The organism is Kutzneria buriramensis (genome assembly GCF_003387475.1).
GTDB classification, from domain to species: domain Bacteria; phylum Actinomycetota; class Actinomycetes; order Mycobacteriales; family Pseudonocardiaceae; genus Kutzneria; species Kutzneria buriramensis.
In genome coordinates this window covers 292,315-313,993 of record NZ_QUNO01000004.1, presented here as the reverse complement: position 1 = coordinate 313,993, position 21,679 = coordinate 292,315, and the positions used below count along the sequence as shown (strand labels likewise).

The window sequence follows — 21,679 nt, the reverse complement described above, 5'->3', positions numbered from 1 at the left end:
CACCGTAGGCGAGCGCGCAGCGAAGCGGCACTCCCGGGTGCCAGGATGGAGGTATGACAGCGCCCAACGACAGCGACTCCAACGGCACCGGCCCGCAGCACATCGTGGTGGTGGGCCCGGACGGAGCTCAGCTCGGCTCCGCGCGGGTGCCGTCTGCCGACGAGGCGGAGGCCGGCGGCCAGGACGTGAGCGGCCTGGTGGAGCAGCCCGCCAAGGTGATGCGGATCGGCACGATGATCAAGCAGCTGCTCGAGGAGGTGCGGGCGGCCCCGCTGGACGACGCCTCCCGGAATCGGTTGCGGGAGATCCACAAGGCCTCCATCACGGAGCTGGAGGACGGCCTGGCGCCGGAGTTGCGGGACGAGCTGGAGCGGCTGTCGCTGCCGTTCACGGACGACTCGACGCCGTCCGACGCCGAGCTGCGCATCGCCCAGGCCCAGCTGGTGGGCTGGCTGGAGGGCCTGTTCCACGGCATCCAGACCGCCCTGTTCGCGCAGCAGATGGCGGCCCGGGTGCAGCTGGAGCAGATGCGCGGGCGCGCGCTGCCGCCGGGCCTCGGCGGCGGGGACGCCGACCAGCAGCAGGTCCGGGGCAGCGGCCAATACCTTTAGTCGGAATGGTCCGGCGTCGTTCTCGAGGTGCAACCGCCCAGGCGCAACACCACGGAATGACGCCGGTACCCTCGTTCCTCGTGCATCCCTCAAGCACCATCGACCGCCCCGTGGAGCCGCTGGCGCCCTCCACCCGCAGCTGGTCACGCGCCTTCGCGGATCTCCGCGTCGGTTTCGCCAACCGGCAGCTGTGGGCCCACCTCGGCTGGCAGGACATCAAGCAGCGCTACCGCCGCTCGGTGCTGGGACCGCTGTGGATCACCATCGGCATGGGCGTCACCGCGCTGGGCACGGGCCTGCTGTACGCCCTGATCCTGAACGTGGACGTGCCGACGTTCCTGCCGTTCGTGACGGTCGGCTTCATCGTCTGGAACTTCCTGAGCGGCTGCCTGACCGAGGGATTGCAGACCTTCATCACCAACGAGGGCCTGATCAAGCACCTGCCCGCGCCGCTCTCGGTGTACGTGCTGCGCACGGTCTGGCGCCAGACCCTGCTGCTGGCGCACAACCTCATCGTCTACGTGCTGGTGGCGGCGGTCTTCTTCACCAGCATCTCGCACGAGTACACGATGTCCGCGGACGGCAGCGGTACCCATCAGCCCGGCCTGGGCTGGACGTTCTTCCTGGTCGTGCCCGGCTTCCTGCTGGTGGCGGTCAACGGCGGCTGGGTGGCGATGCTGCTGGGCATCATCAGCACCCGCTACCGGGACATCCCGCAGGTCATCAACGCCATCATCCAGCTGCTCTTCTACGCGACGCCGATCGTGTGGACGACGGACACCCTGACCAAGCAGAAGGACCTGGCCCAGTCGGTGTTGAACTGGAACCCGCTCTACCACCTGATCCAGGTGATGCGCGCCCCGCTGATCGGTCAGTCGGTGGACGCCCTGAGCTGGATCGTCTGCGTCGGCATGGCCGTCGTCGGCTGGGGCCTTGCCCTGGTCATCATGAAGAACTACCGTGCCCGCGTTTCCTACTGGGTGTGAGTGAGGCCTTCCCGAACATGGTCAGCATCGAAGTCTGGAACGCCTCGGTCGACTTCCCCATCTTCGACGCCAAGACGCGGTCGTTGAAGAAGGCGGTCCTCGGCAAGGCCGGCGGCCGGATCGGCACCGAGAACCGGGTGCCGATCATCGAGGCGCTGCGCGACATCAACCTGTCGCTCAAGCACGGCGACCGGGTCGGCCTGGTCGGCCACAACGGCGCCGGCAAGTCCACGCTGCTGCGCATGCTCGCCGGCATCTACGAGCCGACGCGGGGCTCCGCGCAGATCAACGGCCGGGTCGCGCCGGTGTTCGACCTGGGCGTCGGCATGGACCCGGAGCTCTCGGGCTACGAGAACATCATCATCCGCGGCTTGTTCCTGGGCATGACCCGCAAGCAGATGGACAAGCGGATGGACGACATCGCGGACTTCTCCGAGCTGGGCAACTATCTGTCGATGCCGATCCGCACCTACTCCACCGGCATGCGGGTCCGGCTGGCGCTGGGCGTGGTGACCTCGATCGACCCGGAGATCCTGATACTGGACGAGGGCATCGGCGCGGTCGACGCGGCGTTCATGGAGAAGGCCCGGACCCGGCTCAACGACCTGGTCAAGCGGTCCGGCCTGCTGGTGTTCGCCTCGCACTCCGACGAGTTCCTGATGGAGCTGTGCAACTCCGCCATCTGGATGGACCATGGCCAGATGAAGATGCGGGGCGGTCTGCGCGAGGTGCTCACGGCGTACAAGGGCCGCGACCCGTTCGAGCACATGTCGCAGGAGCAGCTGGAGCGGCTCGGCCTGACCGGCGATCCGGTGCTGCCGAACGGGGACAGCGCATGAGCACCCGGCGCCTGGCCAAGGGCGCGGTCGTGGCGGTGATCGTCACGCACAACCGGCGGGAGCTGCTGGCCACCTCGCTGAAGGTGATGGCCGCCCAGACCAAGCCGGTCGACCACCTGGTCGTCGTGGACAACGATCCCCTGCACCCGGCCAAGGACGTGGTGGAGTCCTGCGGGATCCCGACGACCTACCTGACCTCGCACCGCAACCTCGGCGGCGCCGGCGGCTTCGCGCTGGGCATGCTGCACGCGCTGGCGCTGGGCGCGGACTGGGTGTGGCTGGCCGACGACGACGGCCGCCCGGCCGACGAGAACGTGTTGCAGATCCTCTTCGAGGAGGCGACCAAGCGCCGGCTGGCCGCGATCTCGCCGGTGGTCGCCGACATCGAGGACCCGGAGAAGCTGGCCTTCCCGCTGCGCCGGGGCCTGACCTGGAAGCGCGGCGCCAACGAGCTGGGCGAGGACTTCCTGCCCGGCATCGCCTCGCTGTTCAACGGCGCCCTGTTCCGCGCGGAGGCGCTGGACGTGGTGGGCGTGCCGGACTACCGGCTGTTCTTCCGCGGCGACGAGGTCGAGATCCACCGCCGCCTGGTCCGCAGCGGCCTGCCGTTCGGCACCAGCCTGCGCACCCAGTACCTGCACCCCAACGGCAGCGGCGAGTTCAAGCCGATGCTGGGCGGCCGGTTCCACGCGCAGGACCCGGAGAACGACGTCAAGCGCTACTACACGTACCGCAACCGCGGTTATCTGCTGTCTCAGCCGGGCCTGCGCAAGCTCGGCCTGCTGGAGGTGGCCCGGTTCGGGCTGTACTTCCTGACCGTGCGCAAGGACCCGAAGCTGTTCGCGCAGTGGCTGAAGCTGGTGCTCCAGGGCCGGCACGAGCGTTTTTACCGCAAGTGAGCGATTCGCGTTCCGGAATGGCCTAATCGCGGGCCGGAACGGCCGACGACCGGTCGTTCCGGCCGCCGCGACGGACACGGATCGAAGCCTTTCCCTTTCGTGACACCGCCCCGTGCGGCGCACGCGAGGAACCCTCGACCTGCGCTAACTTCGGTCGATGAGGTCCGCGACGCTGTGGGTCGGCGTCGGCGTTGTCGCCACGTTTCTTCTCACGACGACAACCGCGAACGCCGCGACCGGTAATCCCTGGGAACGCTACAACCTGTCCCCGGCGTCGAGAACGCTCACGCCGACCGGTGTCCTGCGGGTCTACGGGGAAGCGGACGCCAGCGGCGGCGTCACCACGCTCACCGGCGCGCAGTCGGCGGTGGTGTTCGACTTCGGACGCGAGGTCGGCGGCCTGGTCACGCTGCGGTTCACCGGCGCCAGCGACGCGGCGCAGCAGATCGGACTCGCGTTCAGCGAATCGACGACGTTCGTGTCCAGTAGGGGCAGCGACTTCTCCAACGGCGGCGCCGGCGGCAACCAGCCCGACGGCATCCTGACCGCGTCGGCGACTCCCGGCACGACCTACACGATGCCGGCGGACAAGATCCGCGGCGGATTCCGCTATCTCACCGTCGTGCTGAACACCGACGGCTGGGTTTCCTTCGACTCGCTCACGCTGCAATTCACGGCTGCGCCGACGATGGCGAATCCGCGGGCGTACCGGAACTACTTCTACTCGAACGACGATCTGCTCAACCGGATCTGGTACGCGGGCGCGTACACGGTGCAGATGGACACGATCTCGCCGAGTTCGGGCCGGGAGTGGCCACCGCCGCCGTCGAGTTGGGAGAACGACGCGCTGATCGGCCCCGGCGACACCATCCTGGTCGACGGCGCGAAGCGGGACCGCGCGGTGTGGGCCGGTGACCTGGGCATCGCCTCCGCCACCGCGTACGCGTCGACCGGCGACACCGTGTCCACCCGCAACTCGCTGGAGGCGCTCTTCTCGCAGCAGTCGGCCAACGGCGAGTTGCCGATGGCCGGCGCGCCGATCTGCCCCGGCAACGACAGCGCCGCCTGGCCGCTGCACTCGGACACGTACCACCTGTGGGCGCTGACCGTGTTCGCCGGCTACTTCGCCGCCACCGGCGACCGGCGGTGGCTCGCACAGCACTGGTCCGCCTACAGGAAGGCGCTCGCCTACAGCACCGCCAAGATCGGCACGTCCGGGCTGATGTCGGTCACCGCCACCGACGACTGGGCGCGCGGCGACCAGGGCGGCGAGAACATCGCCGCCAACGCCCTGCTGTACCGGGTGCTCCAGGCCAGCGCGCGGCTCGCGACGGTGCTGGGCCACGACACCGACGCCCGTCGGTGGAACGCGACCGCCACGAGCCTGGCCGCCGCCGTGAACGAACGGCTGTGGGACGCCTCGGCCGGCCTCTACCGGGACAACCCCGGCAGCGGCCTGTACCCGCAGGACGGCAACTCCCTCGCCGTCTGGTTCGGGCTGGCGGCCGAGCCGGAAACGGTCGTGCGGCAGCTGACGGCGCGCTGGGGCCCGTACGGGGCGACGACCCCGGAGTGGGGTTCGAACATCGCCACCTTCCCCGGCTCGATGGAGGTGCACGCGCATTTCGTCGCCGGTGACGACGTCGGCGCGCTGAACCTGATCCGTCGCCAGTGGGGCTACATGCTCACCAACCCGACCAGCACGAACAGCACGTTCTGGGAGGGCTACCTGGCCGACGGCAGCTTCGGCTACGCCGGCGGCGGCAGCTACATGAGCAACGCCCACGGTTGGGCCACCGGCCCGACCGCCGCGCTGACCGAGTACGTGCTGGGCCTCGCGCCGGACCCGGTCGTCGACGGCCAGGTGATCGTGCGGCCGCATCCCGGCGACCTCACCCACGCCGAGGGCCGGCTCGGCGACGTCACCGTGTCCTGGGTCAGGCGGGGCGAGGCCTTCACCCTGACGGTGACCGTGCCGCCCGGCGGCGCCGCGAAGGTCTACCTCCCCTCGTCGAACGGCTCCTACCAGCAGTTTTCCGCCGGCACGCACACCACCTCGACCCCTTGAGGTCGACCCCAAGGTTTCCTCAAGGATTTTCGAACGCCCCGCGAATAGCGTCCGATTCGCGGCGAACGAGTCGTTCCGGTCCAAGAGGGGAGAGCCGGAGCGCTCCTCCCGCCCTTCCCGTCAGTCGATCTGTGGAGGGCACCGATGACATCTGTCGCCCTACGGGTGGGCGCCGCAGTGCTGGGTCTGGTCGCGGCGACGGGGCCGCTGACGCCGTGGGCGTCGGCGCAAACCCCGTCGCACGTCTGGGACCGGTACAACTACTCGCCGACCTCGCGCACGCTCGCGCCGGTGGCGGTGTACCAGGCGAGCGCCGGCGTCGGCTCGCCGACGAACGTGTTGTCCGGCCGGCCGACGCGGATCGCCGGCCGGGACTCGCTGATCACGCTGGACTTCGGCAAGGACGTCGGCGGGCTGGTGACGCTGACCTTCGGCGGCGCGAGCGACGCCTCGCAGCGGCTGGGGCTGGCCTTCTCGGAGTCCTCGCGCTACGTCGGCGAGGACAGCGATTCGAGCCGGCAGCTCGGCGGTGACGACGGGGCGATCTTCGCCGACGTCGCCGGGGCCGGCACGTACACCGTGCCCGCGGCCAAGCTGCGGGGCGGTTTCCGTTACCTGACACTGTTCCTGGCCACCGACGGCTGGGTCGACCTGACCGGCGTGTCGCTGGAGTTCACCGCCGCGCCGGGCAAGGCGGACCCGCACGACTACGCGAATCACTTCTATTCCAACGACGATCTGCTCAACCGGATCTGGTACGCCGGCGCGTACACCGTGCAGCTGGACACCATCGGGCCGGACCAGTCGCGGCTGAAGTCGGCCACCAGCGGCTGGGACAACTCCGGCGTGCTGGGCCCGGCCGCCAGCTATCTGACCGACGGCGCGAAGCGGGACCGCTCGGTCTGGGCCGGCGACCTGGGCGTCTCGCTGCCGACCGAGTTCGCCACGACCGACGACACGGCGTCCGCCCGCAACTCGCTGGACGCGCTCTACGCGCTGGAGAAGACCACCGGCGAACTTCCCTACGCGGGGCCGACCTTCAACGAGTTCGGCTCGGACACGTATCACCTGTGGGCTCTGGTCGGCACCGGCTACTACTACCGCTACACCGGCGATCGGGCGTGGCTCGCCGGAATCTGGCCGAAGTACGCGGCGGCGATGCGGTTCATCACCGGCCAGATCGACGGCAACGGGCTGCTGGACGTGCCGTCGAACCTGTGGCCGGACTGGGGTCCCGTGGGCCGCGCCGGCGAGGTGGTCGAGGCCAACGCCATCCTGTTCCAGGCGCTGAACCTCGGCGTCGAACTGGCCACGGCCGTAGGCGACGCCGCCGACGCGAACGCCTGGGGACGGCTGGCGTCCGGCATCAAGTCGGCAGCCAACGCCACGTTGTGGAACCCGACCGTGGGCCTGTACCGGGACTCGCCGGGCGGCACGCTCTACCCGCAGGACGGCAACTCGCTCGCGATCTGGTTCGGGCTCACCGACACGCGCGACAAGAACGTCCGGATCACGCGGGCGCTGGCCGGCCGGTGGAACAGCCTTGGCGCGGTGACGCCCGAGTACCCGGGGCTGATCGGCACCTTCCCGGGTTCGATGGAGGTCAGCGCGCATCTCGCCGCCGGCGACGACGTGAACGCGCTGGACCTGATGCGCCGCGAGTGGGGCTACATGCTCGACTCGCCGGCCGGCACGGACAGCACGTTCTGGGAGAGCTTCAACTACGACGGATCCTTCTACTACAACAACTCCTTCGTGAGCGCCGCGCACGGCTGGTCCACCGGACCGACCTCGGCGCTGACGTTCTCCGTGCTGGGCCTGGCTCCGACGAGCGCGACCGGCTTCGACTTCGCGCCGCACCCGGGCAACTTGTCCCATGTGGAGGGTGATCTCACGCTGCCGCAGGGCAAAGCGACCGGCAGCTGGGACTTCGCCGACGGCACGCTGACCGAGAAGCTGACCAGCCCGAGCGGTAGCACGGTTCGGCTCGGGATCCCCACCTACGGTTCGAGGTCCGTCACCGTCACGGTGAACGGGGCGACGGCGTGGTCCGGCGGACATTCAGTCGCCGCCAACGGATCGACCGACGGCGAGTACATCTACCTGACCGGTCTGCCGGCGGGCAGCTACGAGGTGACCGCCACCGGCATCGCGTCGCCCACCACGTTCGCGACCTCCGTGCTGCCGAACCAGCTGCCGCCGGGCTACGCGCCCTGCGCCGCCGAGGGCGGGACCTGCACACCGACGACCTCCGACCAGGTGGTGGCCTTCGGCGCGGGCAGCTATGTGTATCGAACCGCCGACGGGCCGATCACCTGTGATGCCAACGCCTTCCACGGCGCCGACCCCGCCTTCGGGCTGGTGAAGACGTGCTACCTGGCACCCGCCGGCGGCCCGGCCGGGTACGCGACCTGCGCCCCGTCCGGCGGAACCTGCACGCTCACCGGCACCCACGAGGTCGCGTACGGGGCGGACGGGGCGTTCCACTTCCGGCTCGCCACCGGGAACATCGCCTGCACCGCGGCGGCGTTCGACTCGGACCCGTTGCCCGGCAAGGCAAAGGCCTGTTACGCCTCCCCCGGTGCCCCGCCCGGCGACTGGGCGAAGTGCGCCGACGAGAACGGATCCTGTGCGGTCAGCGGCGTGCGGCCGATGGCGTTCGGGGCCGCCGGCGACTACTGGGCCGGCAGCACCAACGGTGCGACACCCTGCACCACCGGCACCGTCGGCGTGGATCCCGCGTACGGCGTGGCGAAGGCTTGTTACACCTGGTCAGGCCCGCCGCCCGGGTTCGCCCGGCAGTGCGCGGCGGAGCACGACAGCTGCGCCGTCGCCGGCCAGCGAACCGTGGCCTTCGGGGCCGCCGGGTCCTATGTGTACCGAACGTTCAGCGGGCCGACGCCGTGCACGGTGCAGGCGTTCGGAACCGACCCGCTCCACGGCACGGCCAAGGCCTGCTTCCTGACGTCATGACGACACGAATCACCGAGGTGCGAAGAATCATGGGTCGACGGACGTTCACCACCACACAGATCGTTGAGATGCTGCGCGGCTGGCACAACGGCCACACAGTCACCGAAATCGCCGCGACGGCCGGCGTGGACCGCAAAACCGTACGCAAGTACGTCCAGTGCGCGACGGACGCCGGCATTCGACCCGGCATCGGCGAGGTGACGTCGACCGAGTGGCGCGAGCTGGTCTGCCGGCACTATCCGGAGATCGAGAATCCGCTACTGCGCACCACGTGGCACGATCTCGACAATCACGGCGCGCTGATCCGGGAAATGCGGCGCAGCGGCCACAGTTACGAGTCCATCTGGCGCCGACTGCGGGCGGAGCGCCGCAGCAGCGTCAGCGTCGCGTCGCTGAAGCGCTGGTCAAGGCAGAACCTCAGCAACCAGAACGCCTGCTGACACCGGCACCCGAAATGGCCCCTCGCCCAGGCGAGGGGCCATTTTTCATGCTCGACAAAGGCAACCTCGAGGTCTCCTGGAGATCGACGTCGAGATCACCTCAAGGTTTCCCATAGAGGCGGCCCATAACGTTCTCCCTGTCACCAGGGGAACGAGGAAAGGGAAGCCGAAATGAGGTCAGGAATCTTAGGCGCAACGGGCATCGCCTTCGCGCTCGCCGGGGCGCTCGCAGCGCCGGCGGCAATGGCAGCGCCGGCGGCGACGGTCATTCCGGACACCATGAACAACGCAGTGACGCCGTTCGCGAGCACCGGCTGCGGCGGCCACTACGACGACCAGAACCCGCCGTCGACGATCCGCGTGCTGCTCAGCTCCGGGCAGGTCTCCACCGTCGACTTCAAGACCTACGTCAAGGACGTGCTGCCCAACGAGTGGATCGCCGGCTGGAACCCGCAGGCCCTGCGGGCCGGCGCGATCGCCGCGAAGAGCTACGCCTGGTACTGGGCCAACCACTCCGGCGACCGCTCCGCCAACGGCCAGTGCTTCGACGTCTACGACAACACCAACTCGCAGGTGTACAAGGCCGGCAGCCACCAGCCGTCGACGGACGCGGCGGTCGACGACACCTGGGGTATCGTGCTGCGCCGCGGCGGCGCCGTGATGGAGGCCCAGTACCGCGCCACGCTGACCGGCAACACCGGCGAGGCCTGCGGCGCGGGCGCCGACGGCACCAAGGCCAGCCAGTGGGGCTCGCAGAGCTGCGCCCAGGCCGGCGAGAACTACGCCCAGATCCTGAACACCTACTACTCGGGGATCACCCTCTCCCAGCCCACGTCGACGCTGGTGGGCGACGTCTACGACAACATCCGCTACGCCGCCACCGGCGGCTGGCAGCAGCCGAAGGTCGCCGACAACGGCGGCGCGGTCAACTCGTCGGTCGCGGTGGGCATGCCCAACGGCGACATGCACCTGCTGACGCTGAGCGCCGGCATCGTCTACGACAACATCAGGTTCGCCAGCGACGGCCACTGGCAGGGCGCCCGCGAGGCCGACAACGGCGGGCACGTGCAAGCCATCGCGGCCGCGGCCATGCCGAACGGCGACCTGCACCTGGAGACCCTGACCGGCGGCGTGGTCTACGACAACATCCGCTTCGCCACCGACGGCCACTGGCAGGGCGCTCAGGTCGCCGACAACGGCGGCCACGTGCAGGCCATCGCCATCGCGGGCATGCCCAACGGCGACCTGCACCTCGACACCCTGGTCAACGGCGTCGTCTACGACAACATCCGCTACGCCGCCACCGGCGCCTGGCAGCAGCCCCAGGTCGCCGACAACGGCGGCCACGTGGACGCCATCGCGGTCGCCGCGATGCCCAACGGGGACCTGCACCTCGAGACGCTGACCGGCGGGCACGTCTACGACAACATCCGCTACGCGGCCACCGGCGGCTGGCAGCAGCCGAAGGTCGCCGACAACGGCGCCGCCGTCCAGGCCATCTCCATCGCCGCCATGCCCAACGGCGACATGCACCTCGAGACGCTGGTCAACGGCGTCGTCTACGACAACATCCGCTACGCCACCGACGGCCACTGGCAGCAGGCCCAGGTCGCCGACAACGGCGGGCACGTGCAGGGCATCTCGATCACCGGCATGCCCAACGGGGACATGCACCTCGACACCCTCGTCTGAGCGCCACCTCCCACAAATCCTGAAGCCTCGAAAGGAAAAGTCATGTCCAAGAAGACCCGTGCCCTGTCCGTCCTCGCCTCCCTCGCCGTGCTGGTCCCGGCCGCCGGCCTGCTCACCGCCACCGCCGCGAGTGCCGGCACCCCGGCCGACATCGCCTCGATCGCCGCCGCCAACCTCGGCAAGAAGGCCTGCTCGACGAACACCGCCGGTGGCGTCGGATACGGCAGCAGCTGCACAGGCTCCGGTGGCAGTCCCGAGTTCTGGTGCTCCGACTTCGCCAAGTGGGTATGGGCTCAGGCCGGGGCCAACGTGACCGGTCTGACCGCCGGCGCCGGCAGCTTCGCGATCTACGGCGCGATGCACGACACCCCGCACGTCGGCGACGCGGTGCTGTTCAACTACAGCGGCAACGGCTACGCCGACCACGTCGCGATCGTCACCGGGGTCAGCGGCGGCAACATCACCACGATCGGCGGCGACGAGAACGGTGTCGAAGGCAACTGGGCGGCGACCTCGACCGTCGTGCAGGACTCCAACTACTCCGGGGCGATCGGCTACAGCTCCAAGATGGGCATGAACATCTCCGGCTACGTCAGCCCGCGGGGCGTGACCGGCGGTTCGACGGCCCCCGCGCCCACCGGCAAGGTCTACGACAACATCCGCTACGCGGCCACCGGCGGCTGGCAGCAGCCGAAGGTCGCCGACCCCGGCAACGGCATCCAGGCCGTCGCGTCGGCCGCCATGCCCAACGGCGACCTGCACGTCGAGACGCTGGCCGGCGGCATCGTCTACGACAACATCCGGTTCGCCAGCGACGGCCACTGGCAGGGCGCGCAGGTCGCGGACAACGGAGGGCACGTGGACGCCATCGCGGTGGCCGCGATGCCCAACGGCGACCTGCACCTGGAGACCCTGACCGGCGGCCACGTCTACGACAACATCCGCTACGCGGCCACCGGCGGCTGGCAGGGCGCCCGGATCGCCGACAACGGCGCGACCGTCTCCGCCCTCTCCATCGCCGGCATGCCCAACGGCGACCTGCACCTGGAGACCGTGTCCGGCGGCCACGTGTACGACAACATCCGGTTCGCCAGCGACGGCCACTGGCAGGGCGCGCAGGAGGCCGACAACGGCGCGACCGTCTCGGCGGTGTCCGCGGCTGCCATGCCCAACGGTGACCTGCACGTGGAGACGCTGTCCAACGGTCACGTCTACGACAACATCCGCTACGCGGCCACCAGCGGCTGGCAGGGCGCGAAGGAGTCCGACAACGGCGCGATCGTGAACGAGATGGCGATCACCGCGATGCCGAACGGCGACCTGCACCTGGAGACCCTGGTCGAGGGCACCGTCTACGACAACATCCGGTACGCCGCCGACGGCTCCTGGCAGGGCGCCAAGGTCGCCGACAACGGCGGCGGCGTGGTGGCGATCTCCATCGCCGGCATGCCGAACGGCGACATGCACCTGGACACCCTCGCCTGACCACCTGTCCACTCCCCACAGCCGCCCGGCGGGTCCCCCCAGACCCGCCGGGCGGCGCCCTTTCGTCCCTCTTGTCCGGCCCGGCGACCTGTTGCCACGCAACGGTTGCCGGGCTGTGCGCGTCCTGGTGACGTGCTGGTCCACGGCCCGGGATTTTCGTGGACAGCCGTTCATTGACAACGGGTCGGACGCCCCACAGGGTTGGGTACCGAGCCTTGAGGGGGGATCAGGTTTGCGCGTGCGGCTCCTGGGTTCGGTGTGCGCCCATTCGGACGGCGGTGTCGTCGAGATCAGCGGGCGCAAGCCACGGTCGCTGCTGGCCGTGCTGGCGGTGAACGCCGGTCATGTGGTGGGCACCGAAACCCTCGTCGACGTGCTGTGGGGCGACAATCCGCCGGACAGCGCCCGGGCCAGCGTGCACTCCTACGTCTCGACGCTGCGCAAGGTCCTCGGCGACGGCGTCATCCTGAGACGCCCGTCCGGCTACGAGCTGGCGCTCCCGCCGGAAGAGGTCGACCTGAACGAGTTCCTGGTGGCCGTCGCCGCCGCGCGGGACGCGGCCGCGGCGGAGCGGCATGCCGAGGCCAGCGCGCTGCTGGGGGCGGCGCTGGGTCTGTGGCGCGGCACGGCACTGGGCGGTGTCGACGGGGCGTGGGCCGAGCGCGAGCGCGATCGCATGGAGCAGCTGCGCCTGAGCGCGACCGAGAACCGCGTGGAGGCGGAGCTCAAGCTGGGCCACGGCCCGCAGCTGATCGCTGAGCTGGCCGCGGCGGTCGACGCCCACCCGCTGCGCGAACGCCCGCGCTGGCAGCTGATGCTCGCGCTCTACCAAGCCGGCCGGCAGGCCGAGGCGTTGGACAGCTACGAGACCGCCCGCCGGCTGCTGATCGACGAGCTCGGCGTGGAGCCCAGCCCCGAGTTCCGGGCCGTGCACACGCAGATCCTGCGCGGCGAGGTGCAGCGCCCGACCGTCGAGGAACCGAAACCCGAACCACCGGCCGCCGAGCCGAAAGCGGCCCCGCAGCAGCTGCCGCCGGACGTCGCCGACTTCACCGGCCGCGAGGCGGAGTTCGAGCTGCTGCGCAATCGGTTGACCACGCCAGCGAGCGTCACGACGGTCTGTGTGATCGCCGCGACGCCCGGCGCGGGCAAGAGTGCCCTGGCCGTGCACGTGGCGCACGAGGTGCGGGACAGCTTCCCGGACGGCCAGCTGTACGTGAACCTGCGTGGCGTGCACGCGACCTCGGCCGAACCGGCCGAGGTGCTGGCGCGCTTCCTCCGCGCGCTGGGCGTGCCGGCGCCGGCCATCCCGGACGGCCTGGAGGAAAGGGCGAACCAGTTCCGCACGATCCTCGCCGACCGGCGCGTGTTGATCGTGCTGGACGACGCCGCCGACGAGCGGCACGTGCGCGACCTGCTGCCGGGCGGCCCGGGATGCGCGGTGGTCGTGACGAGCCGGCGGCGGCTGCCGGCGCTGGCCGGGGCGACGCACGTGGACCTGGCGGTGTTCGCCGAGGCCGAGGCGACGGCGCTGCTGGAGACACTGGTCGGCACGGACCGCGTCGCCCGGGAACCCGACGCGGCGGCGGACATCGTCCGACTGTGCGGCCACCTGCCGCTGGCGGTGCGCATCAGCGGTGCCCGGCTGGCGGCGCGACCGCAGTGGCCGCTGCGGCTGATGGCGACGCGGCTGCGGGAGCGCCACCAACTGCTCGACGAGCTGTCCGTGGGCGACATGGAGGTCCGCGGCAGCCTTTTGCTCAGTTACGAGGGCCTCACCGACGCCGGCCGGCACACGCTGCGCATGCTGGGCTGGCTGGGCACGATGGAGTTCGCCTCCTGGTTCGTCGCCCCGCTGCTCGACGTGGACGTGCCGGCCGCGGACCGGATCCTGGAGCGGCTCGCCGACAGCTACCTGCTGGACACCGCTCTGGTCGACGCGACCGGCTCGCCCCGCTACCAGCTGCACGACCTGACCAGGGCGTTCGCCACCGAGCGGGCCGAGGCCGAGGAGTCACCGGCGGAGGCGCTGGCGAGCCTGGAGCGGGTCGTCCAGTGCGCCGTCGCCATGGTCGACGAGGCCACCTCGCACATGCCCCGCGGCTGGTCGGCACGCCTGCTCGCGCGCGACAACGCCATGGATTCGGGCACGCTGGCCCGGCTCGCCGCCGACCCCGTCGGCTGGTTCGACGCCGAGCGCTCGGTGTTCGTGACGCTGGTCGAGCGGGCCAGCGAGCTGGGCCTGGTGACGGCGTCGACCAGTCTGGCCGCGGCGCTGTCGGCCTCGGTGTTCACCGCGCGCAACCAGTTCGACCAGTGGTGGCAGACGCACTCGGCCGCGCTGCGCGCCGCCGACCTGGCCGGCGACGAGGCCAGCAAGGCCTCGCTGTACGTCGGCCTGGGCCGGCTGCGTCAGGAGCAGGACCGGCTGGACGAGGCCGGCGACTACTACGGGCGGGCGCTGGAGATCTACGACCGGCTCGGGGACGCCGACGCGATCACCATGACCAACCTCGACCTGGCCACCGTGCAGCGGGAGCGGGGCGAGCTCACGGACGCGATGCGGTCCATGCGGGCGGTGCTGTCGGCGTTGACGCCGGCGCACCCGCCGCAGGTCCACGGCCGGGTGGCGCACGGCATCGCCATGATCCACGTCGAGCAGGGCGACTTCGCCGCCGGCATCCGCGAGTACGAGCGCGCCCTGGTGCACTACCAGGAGTGCGACAACCGCTTCGGCGAGGCGCTGGCGCTCAGAGCCATCGGCATCGCCCACCGCGGACTGGGCGATCTGACCGCCGCGGCCACGTACTGCGGCTCGGCGCTGCGCCTGATGGTGGAGCTGGGCGACCCGCACATGCTCGTGTACACCGTGCAGGCGCTGGCGAAGGTCCGCATCCGTCAGGGCCGTGGCGACGAGGAACACGCGGCGCTGCTGGACGGCCTGGAGACGTGCAGCCAGCTCCAGGACGGCTTCGGCCAGGCGCTGGTGCTGCGCACCCTGGGCGAGCTCGATCTGGCCGCCGGCCGGCTCGACGACGCCGAGCAGCACCTCCAGCGGTCGTTGCAGTGGTGGACGGCGTTGGCGCTGCCGCTGTGGCAGGCGCGCACCATGCGTGACCTGTCGACGGTGCTGGCCTTGACCGGCCGTGTCGACCAGGCGGACGCGATGTGGGCCACCGCAAGGGAAACCTTCGAGCGGCACGGCAGCCACGAGGCCATGGAGCCGCGGCCGAGCGTGGCCGGCGGCGTGACGCGCTAGCGGCTGCGCGCCGGCTCGCGGTAGTCGGCGCCCTTCGGCAGGTACGCCAGCGTCGTGCGATTGGTGAGCCCGTCGCGGATGCCGCGCAGGATCGCCGGCAGCGTGGCCGACCGCTTCGGCTCGAACAGCGCGGTGGTGACCGCCTGCCGTCCGATGTAGAGCAACGCCATCAGCGCCCACTTCGGGTTCGCGCCGACGTGTTCCTTGATCATCACGACACCGTTGCGGGTGATCCAGTAGTGCCGCCACGGCGCGTACCGCAGCACCCGGAAGGTGAACGGCCCGACCTTGTGCTCGCGGCGGTCGCCGATCGAGTGCGGCAGCACCGTGTTCAGGTCCTGCACGATGCGAATGCCCTTGCGCCGCAACCGAAGGCAGAAGTCGTTGTCCACCCAGTCGACGAAGAACTCGTCCCGGAAGCCGCCGACCGCGGTCAGCGCCGAGCGCCGGACCAGCATGCCGGAGGTGATCACCGTGTCCCGGTCGGCCAGCCCACTGCCCGTCGGCGCGAACCGCTCGTAGCTGCGGCCGTCGGCGATGTCGACCGGCGTCGGGGCGACCGCGCCGATGCTCGGGTCGGCCAGGTGCGCGGCCAGCGCGGCGACCATGCCGTCGGGCAGCGTCGAGTCCTGGTCCAGCAGCAGCGCCGCGTCGGTGGCGGCCGGCAGCTCGCGCACCGCGTCGTTGAGCGCGCCGGCCAGCCCGCCGTTGCGGCCCGACCGCAGCACCCGCACGCGGGCGTCGGTGAAGGTGTCGGTCAGCGACTCCTCGCCCTTGGGCGTGTTGTCGACGACGAGCACGTCCGCGCAGGTCACCAGGGCGGCGTCGAGCACCGCGGCCAGCCGCTGATCCGGGTGGTAGGCGGTGACGACGGCGGTGATGACGGGTTCGGCCATCGCGGGTACGGGCTCCCTCGGATCGGGCGCGGCTCAGCGCGCGGAGTACTGGGCCCCGGCCGGCAGGTACTTCGCGCTGAACCGGCCGGTGAGGCCGTCGGCGAAGCCGCGCAGCAGCGCGGGCACGTGCGTGCGCCGGCGCGGTTCGAAGACGGCGGTGTTGAACGTCCAGCGGGCCAGGTACAGCGCCGCCGACAGCGACCACGCGTTGCGCTGCTCGCGGGCCAGCACCGTGCTGTTGCGGGCGACCCAGTAGTGCCGCCACACCGGGTAGTGCAGCACGTGCACCGTCCACGGGCCGAGCCGGTGCTCGCGGCGGTCGCCCAGCGAGTGCGGCAGCCGCACGGTGGTGTCCTGCACGACGCGGTAGCCCTTGGCGCGGGCCCGCATGCAGAAGTCGAAGTCGACCCAGTCCACGAAGAAGTCCTCGCGGAACGGGCCGACGGCGTCCAGGCAGGCGCGGCGGACCAGCATGCCGGAGGTCATCACGCCGTCCCGGTCGGCCAGCGTCGGGCCGGTCGCGGCGGCCTTCTCGTACGAGCCGCCGTGCTCGGCGTCCCACGGCGTCGGCGCGACGACGCCGATGCGGCTGTCCGCCTCCAGGTGCACGGCCAGCGACGGCACCAGCTCGGCCGGCAGCACCGAGTCCTGGTCCAGGAACAGCACGGTGTCGGTGTCGGCCGGCAACTGCGCCACGGCGGCGTTCAAGGCGCCGGCCAGGCCGCGGTTGCTGCCGTTGGTCAGGACGGTCACGCGCGGGTCGGACAGCCCGGCCGCGGCCGAGGTGGACCCGGGGGGCGTGTTGTCGGAGACGATGACCGTCTCGCAGCTCTTCAGCGCCGACTCCACCACCGCGGCCAGCCGGTCATCGGGGTGGTACGCCGTGACGACGGCCGTCGCTTTCACATCGGGCAGGATAGCCTTCGGCGAAAGCCGGCCTGTCCACACCAACCCTCTGGCGAACCGGACCCATGAACCTGAAGACCTTGCTACGTGGCCCGATGCCCCTGATCGGCGGCGGACTCGCCCTGGTCGTGCTGGCCGGGCTGGTGTTCACGGCGGTGACGACCCGCGCCATCAAACCGTTCGACCAGATCGGCCTGTCCGCCCTGATCAACGGCCTGTACTACCTGGTCAACACCGTCGCTTTGGGCGTGTTCTCGGGCGTCGAGCAGGAGGGTTCACGCGCGGTCAGCCAGGAACGCGCCGCTGGACGGGCGGTGACGCCGATCGTGCACGCCATGGCCCGTCAGTCGATGCGACTGTTCGCGCTCACCACCGTGGTGATGCTGATCGTCTCGCCGTTCCTGGTCGGCCCGGTGCTGGGCGGCCATTGGGAGCTGCTCGCCGAGCTGATCATCGCTCTGTTCGCCACCGCCTGCGCGTCCACGGTTCGTGGCGTGCTTGCCGGCAGCCAGCGCTTCGGCGGCTACGCGGCCACCCAGGCCACCGAGGGCCTGGTCCGGATCATTCCGTTGCTGCTGCTTCTGTTCCTCGGTGTGCACCAGCCGTGGGCCTACGGCCTGGTGTTCGTGCTGGCGCAGGTGTTCGCGGCGCTGGTCGGCGTGCTCATCCTGCGCACCGGCACCAGCCAGAGCTGGGGACAGCTGATGTCGACCCCGCCCGCCCGCGACGTTGCCGGCGCCGGCAAGGTCTGGTTCGGCGTCTCCATCGGCCTGGTGCTGCTGGTGCTGGCCAGCCTGACCAACCAGGCCGTGGTCAACCTGCCGCCGGTGATCGGCGGCGCCAAGCTGCAAGCGACCATGCCGTTGCTCGCCACCGCCGTCGGAGCCGCGATCGGCCTGACCCGGCTGCCCATGTTCGCCTTCGTACCGCTCCAGACGATGCTGCTGCCGCAACTCACCGCTGCCGTCGGCCGGGGCGACAAGGCCGGTGTGCGCCGGCAGACCCTGCGCACCTCCGTCGCCTGCGTGGCGCTCGGCCTGCTGGGTGTCACTTTCCTCGGCACTCTCGGCCCGTGGCTGCTGTCGATCTACGTGCCCGGCGTGAGCAACCTGTCCGGGGCCACGCTCGCCGGTCTCGGCGTCGGCACGCTGTTCCTGATGACCGCCAATGTCACCCAGCCCGCGCTGATCGCGCTCGGTCGGCACCGCACCGTCCTGGTCGCCTACCTGGTCGGGACTGCCGCGATGGCGCTGGCCTTCGTCGTGCCGGTGGACCCGGTGCTGGGCGTCGTGCTGTCGACCTCGGCCGGTCCGATCGCGCTGGTGCTCGTGATGGCTGTGGCGCTGGCCAAGGCCACTCGGCCCACCGCCGATCAGCAGCACGTGATGGCCTGACACCAGCAAACAGAACGGGGCCGCCTCCCACTGGGAGACGGCCCCGTTTCGCGTCGGCTAGCGGCCCTCGAAGACCTTGCGCCAGGACTCGATGGACGTCAGTTCCGCCTTGGCCCGGCGGTACTCCACGGCCAGCCGCGGGAATTCCCGCGCGAGCATCGCGTGGTTCTGCACGGACCGGCGCAGCATCGACCAGAACATCTTCGGGTCGCGCTTGCGGTAGGACACACCCCGACCGTCCGAAGTGGACACCGTGGCGCCGTCCAGCCGGGCCAGCAGGAACCAGCGGGCGTCCTGGGCCGGAATGTTCAGCTGCGGCCGCTCGTGGTGCTCGTGCTTGACCGGCAGCAGGTTGTGCACCAGGCCGCTGGCCAGCGTCTTGCCGATGGTCACCGGGTTGGTCGGCGGATTGAGGAAGTGCTCGGCCACCAGCGGGTCCATCGTGGGCAGCGGGAACTGCTTGGCCGACGGCAGCACCTGCCCGTCCGGGAACTGCGAGCGCAGCTCACGGATCTCCGGCAGCGCGTTGGGCAGCAGGTCGAACAGCCGCGACGGGCCGGCCATGAAGTCCTGGATGGCCCGGTCGTGCAGCGCCACCGTGGAGTACTCCAGCGACAGCAGGTGCTTGAGCGCCATCTTCATGGTGTGCTTGAACATGCCCTCGGGCCGGGCCGGGCCGTACATCGCCGCGACCACCAACCGGTTGCGCAGGTGGAAGTACGCCTGCCAGTCGGTGACGTCGTCCTTGTCCGTCCACGGCATGTGCCAGATGGCCACGCCCGGCAGGCTGACCGTCGGGTAGCCGGCGGCGCTGGCCCGCAGGCCGTACTCGGCGTCGTCCCACTTGATGAACAGCGGCAGCGGCAGCCCGATCTCGTCGATCACGCTGCGCGGGATGAGGCACATCCACCAGCCGTTGTAGTCGACGTCGATGCGGCGGTGCAGCTTCGCCGACTCCTCGTCGCGCAGCGGCTCCTCGTCGAAGTCGTGGTTGTACGCCGAGTTGGGCGCGGCCCGCCACGAGAACACGTAGCGGTCGATGACCTCGCCCATCGAGTGCAGGTGCGAGCGCGCCTGCAAGTTGAGCATCTGGCCGCCGACCAGCATCGGCCGCTCCGCGTAGCGGGCGAACGCCATCGCTCGCAGGATCGCGTCCGGCTCGATGACGATGTCGTCGTCCATGAGCATCACGTGGTCGCAGTCGGTCGTGGTGACCGCCTCGTACATGCCCCGGGCGAAGCCGCCCGAGCCGCCCATGTTGCCCTGGTCGACGATGCGCAGCCGGTCGCCCAGCCGGGTCTGCGCGACGTCGAAGCCCTTGGCGTCGCGGATCTTCTTGTTGCCCTGGTCGGCCACGAACACGTTGCCGACCGAGGACAGCACCGCCGGGTCCTCGCCGATCGCCTGCAGCGCGCCGACGCAGTCGTCGGGGCGGTTGAAGGTGGTGATGGCGATGGCCACCGAGCGCACCTCGCGCGGCGCCGGGGTGGTGGCGTACCAGCCGCCGTCGGACACCGTCACCGGTTCGTCCTCGGTGGTGACGTCGAACCAGTACCAGCCGCCGTCCTCGAACGGCGTCAGGTCCAGCTCGAACACCACCGGGCCGCCCTGGTCCAGCACCCGGCCGCTGTCGTGCACCTGGAGGCCGTCCGCCTTGGACCGGTAGATGTCCACGCGGCACGGCCCGCTCACGGTCAGCCGCAGCTCGACGGTGTTGACCGTGGTCCAGCGCCGCCAGTAGCTGGCCGGGAAGGCGTTGAAGTAGGAGGCGAACGAGACGCCAGCCCGCTCCGGGATGCTCAGCGAGGTCCGGGAGAGCGGACGGGTCCGCTGCTCGTTGGACGCGTCCTCGTCCAGGTACAGCGCCCGGACGTCGAGCGGGTCGCCGGCGCGCGGCGCGATCACCCGCTGTAGCAGCGAGTGGTTCGGCACCCCGGCGGTGTCCCGTGCGCCGGCGGGCGCGGCCTGGGTGCTTCGGTCGGCAGTCTTGCTCGCCATCTTGGCGTCAGTCCTCCAACGAGCCGTTGGGGGTACGGCCCTCGACGAAGTACGGGGTGATCTTGTTGTCGAACATGCTCAGCGCCGAACCGATCGCCATGTGCATGTCCAGGTACTTGTACGTGCCCAGCCGGCCGCCGAACAGGATGTTCTTCTCGGCCGCCTCGGCCTTGGCCAGCTCGCGGTACTGGAGCAGCTTGGCCCGGTTGTCCTCGCTGTCGATCGGGTAGTACGGCTCGTCGCCGCTCTCCGCGAACCGCGAGTACTCCCGGACGATGACCGTCTTGTCGGTCGGGTAGTCCCGCTCCGGGTGGAAATGCCGGAACTCGTGGATCCGGGTGTACGGCACGTCGGCGTCGTTGTAGTTCATCACGGACGTGCCCTGGAAGTCGCCGACCGGCAGGACCTCGGTCTCGAAGTCCAGCGTGCGCCAGCCCAGCTCGCCCGCCTGGTAGTCGAAGTACTTGTCCAGCGGCCCGGTGAAGACGGTCAGCGTCTTCTCGGGGATCTGGTCGCGCACGTCGAAGTAGTCGGTGTTCAGCCGCACCTCGATGTTCGGGTGGTCGGCCATCTTCTCCAGCCACGCGGTGTAGCCGTCGACCGGCAGACCCTCGTAGAGGTCGTTGAAGTACCGGTTGTTGAAGGTGTAGCGGACCGGCAGCCGGGTGATGATGGCCGGCGAGAGCTCGGTGGGCTCGGTCTGCCACTGCTTGATCGTGTAGCCCTTGATGAACGTCTCGTAGAGCGGCCGGCCGATCAGCGAGATCGCCTTCTCCTCGAGGTTCGAGGCGTCGGCGGTGTCGAATTCGGCGGCCTGCTTGGCGATCAGCTCGCGCGCCTCGTCGGGCGTGTGCGACTTGCCGAAGAACTGGTTGATCAGACCCAGGTTCATCGGGAACGAGTAGACCTGGCCCTTGGCGCGGGCGAACACCCGGTGCTGATAATTGGTGAACTCCGTGAACTGCGTCACGTAGTCCCAGACCCGCTTGTTCGAGGTGTGGAACAGGTGCGCTCCGTAGCGGTGCACCTCGATGCCTGTCTCCGGCTCGGCCTCGGAGTAGGCGTTGCCACCGATGTGGTGACGGCGGTCGAGGACCAGCACGCGCTTGTTCAGCTGCGTGGCGGCGCGCTCGGCCACGGTCAGGCCGAAGAATCCAGAACCGACGACAATCAGGTCATAGCCCGAGAAGCTCACGGCCGCCAGGGTACCCAACTCACATCGGGTGACCGCAC

At 70.2% G+C, this 21,679-nt stretch carries 15 protein-coding genes; 11 read left to right on the top strand and 4 right to left on the bottom strand.

Going from position 1 to position 21,679, the window contains the following annotated elements; all coding sequences use genetic code 11:
• The first annotated feature begins 53 nt into the window (after positions 1–53).
• From BCF44_RS13470 to BCF44_RS13420, 10 genes are all read left to right on the top strand, one after another.
• Positions 54–611 (top strand): bacterial proteasome activator family protein, encoded by a 558-nt coding sequence (locus tag BCF44_RS13470; RefSeq protein ID WP_116174572.1) that lies wholly within the window; start codon positions 54–56, stop codon positions 609–611.
• 80 nt (positions 612–691) lie between these two features.
• Complete coding sequence (gene wzm / locus BCF44_RS13465) at positions 692–1,597, top strand: galactan export ABC transporter permease subunit Wzm/RfbD (protein WP_116174918.1); 906 nt, start codon at positions 692–694, stop codon at positions 1,595–1,597.
• A 17-nt stretch (positions 1,598–1,614) separates the two neighbouring features.
• Complete coding sequence (gene wzt / locus BCF44_RS13460; RefSeq protein WP_116174917.1) at positions 1,615–2,436, top strand: galactan export ABC transporter ATP-binding subunit Wzt/RfbE; 822 nt, start codon at positions 1,615–1,617, stop codon at positions 2,434–2,436.
• Positions 2,433–3,335, top strand: coding sequence for a galactofuranosyltransferase GlfT1 (glfT1, locus tag BCF44_RS13455; RefSeq protein WP_116174571.1), 903 nt, complete (start codon positions 2,433–2,435; stop codon positions 3,333–3,335). Before wzt ends, glfT1 begins: the two co-directional genes overlap by 4 nt.
• Before the next feature lie 157 nt (positions 3,336–3,492).
• Positions 3,493–5,403: an alpha-L-rhamnosidase-related protein gene (locus BCF44_RS13450; RefSeq protein WP_116174570.1), complete on the top strand. Its 1,911-nt coding sequence runs from the start codon at positions 3,493–3,495 to the stop codon at positions 5,401–5,403.
• A gap of 144 nt (positions 5,404–5,547) precedes the next feature.
• Positions 5,548–8,376: an alpha-L-rhamnosidase-related protein gene (locus BCF44_RS13445; RefSeq protein ID WP_147328484.1), complete on the top strand. Its 2,829-nt coding sequence runs from the start codon at positions 5,548–5,550 to the stop codon at positions 8,374–8,376.
• A gap of 29 nt (positions 8,377–8,405) precedes the next feature.
• Positions 8,406–8,816, top strand: coding sequence for a hypothetical protein (locus tag BCF44_RS13440; RefSeq protein WP_116174568.1), 411 nt, complete (start codon positions 8,406–8,408; stop codon positions 8,814–8,816).
• A gap of 171 nt (positions 8,817–8,987) precedes the next feature.
• Positions 8,988–10,508, top strand: coding sequence for a SpoIID/LytB domain-containing protein (locus BCF44_RS55445; protein ID WP_170217522.1), 1,521 nt, complete (start codon positions 8,988–8,990; stop codon positions 10,506–10,508).
• Positions 10,509–10,550: 42 nt separating this feature from the next.
• The gene (locus BCF44_RS13425) at positions 10,551–11,993 is read left to right on the top strand and encodes a CHAP domain-containing protein (RefSeq protein ID WP_116174567.1); all 1,443 of its coding nucleotides are present in this window, start codon (positions 10,551–10,553) and stop codon (positions 11,991–11,993) included.
• Positions 11,994–12,231: 238 nt separating this feature from the next.
• Positions 12,232–15,252: an AfsR/SARP family transcriptional regulator gene (locus tag BCF44_RS13420; RefSeq protein ID WP_246015002.1), complete on the top strand. Its 3,021-nt coding sequence runs from the start codon at positions 12,232–12,234 to the stop codon at positions 15,250–15,252.
• Here BCF44_RS13420 and BCF44_RS13415 read toward each other — a convergent pair.
• The gene (locus BCF44_RS13415; RefSeq protein ID WP_116174565.1) at positions 15,249–16,148 is read right to left on the bottom strand and encodes a glycosyltransferase family 2 protein; all 900 of its coding nucleotides are present in this window, start codon (positions 16,146–16,148) and stop codon (positions 15,249–15,251) included. The genes BCF44_RS13420 and BCF44_RS13415 overlap by 4 nt on opposite strands.
• Positions 16,149–16,181: 33 nt before the next feature.
• Positions 16,182–17,054 carry a glycosyltransferase family 2 protein gene (locus tag BCF44_RS13410; RefSeq protein WP_170217521.1) on the bottom strand — a complete coding sequence of 291 codons (873 nt, stop codon included), beginning with the start codon at positions 17,052–17,054 and terminating at the stop codon, positions 16,182–16,184.
• A 65-nt stretch (positions 17,055–17,119) separates the two neighbouring features.
• On the opposite strand from BCF44_RS13410, the gene BCF44_RS13405 reads away from it, so the two are divergent.
• Positions 17,120–18,448, top strand: a complete 1,329-nt coding sequence (locus BCF44_RS13405; protein ID WP_116174563.1) for an MATE family efflux transporter — start codon at positions 17,120–17,122, stop codon at positions 18,446–18,448.
• Positions 18,449–18,505: 57 nt separating this feature from the next.
• Here the strand turns inward: BCF44_RS13405 and BCF44_RS13400 are convergent, their stop codons facing one another.
• Both BCF44_RS13400 and glf read right to left on the bottom strand, forming a co-directional pair.
• Positions 18,506–20,446 (bottom strand): glycosyltransferase, encoded by a 1,941-nt coding sequence (locus BCF44_RS13400; RefSeq protein WP_116174562.1) that lies wholly within the window; start codon positions 20,444–20,446, stop codon positions 18,506–18,508.
• A 7-nt stretch (positions 20,447–20,453) separates the two neighbouring features.
• Positions 20,454–21,641: a UDP-galactopyranose mutase gene (glf, locus tag BCF44_RS13395; RefSeq protein WP_211353015.1), complete on the bottom strand. Its 1,188-nt coding sequence runs from the start codon at positions 21,639–21,641 to the stop codon at positions 20,454–20,456.
• Between the last annotated feature and the right edge of the window lie 38 nt (positions 21,642–21,679).

What these genes read in the sequence shown, in the direction of transcription:
- BCF44_RS13470 (WP_116174572.1), top strand. Translation starts at nt 54, where the DNA reads ATGACAGCGCCCAACGACAGCGACTCCAACGGCACCGGCCCGCAGCAC.
- BCF44_RS13425 (WP_116174567.1), top strand. Translation starts at nt 10,551, where the DNA reads ATGTCCAAGAAGACCCGTGCCCTGTCCGTCCTCGCCTCCCTCGCCGTG.
- BCF44_RS13415 (WP_116174565.1), bottom strand. Translation starts at nt 16,148, where the DNA reads ATGGCCGAACCCGTCATCACCGCCGTCGTCACCGCCTACCACCCGGAT.
- BCF44_RS55445 (WP_170217522.1), top strand. Translation starts at nt 8,988, where the DNA reads ATGAGGTCAGGAATCTTAGGCGCAACGGGCATCGCCTTCGCGCTCGCC.
- BCF44_RS13445 (WP_147328484.1), top strand. Translation starts at nt 5,548, where the DNA reads ATGACATCTGTCGCCCTACGGGTGGGCGCCGCAGTGCTGGGTCTGGTC.
- BCF44_RS13440 (WP_116174568.1), top strand. Translation starts at nt 8,406, where the DNA reads ATGGGTCGACGGACGTTCACCACCACACAGATCGTTGAGATGCTGCGC.
- BCF44_RS13450 (WP_116174570.1), top strand. Translation starts at nt 3,493, where the DNA reads ATGAGGTCCGCGACGCTGTGGGTCGGCGTCGGCGTTGTCGCCACGTTT.
- BCF44_RS13405 (WP_116174563.1), top strand. Translation starts at nt 17,120, where the DNA reads ATGAACCTGAAGACCTTGCTACGTGGCCCGATGCCCCTGATCGGCGGC.
- glfT1 (WP_116174571.1), top strand. Translation starts at nt 2,433, where the DNA reads ATGAGCACCCGGCGCCTGGCCAAGGGCGCGGTCGTGGCGGTGATCGTC.
- wzt (WP_116174917.1), top strand. Translation starts at nt 1,615, where the DNA reads ATGGTCAGCATCGAAGTCTGGAACGCCTCGGTCGACTTCCCCATCTTC.
- BCF44_RS13400 (WP_116174562.1), bottom strand. Translation starts at nt 20,446, where the DNA reads ATGGCGAGCAAGACTGCCGACCGAAGCACCCAGGCCGCGCCCGCCGGC.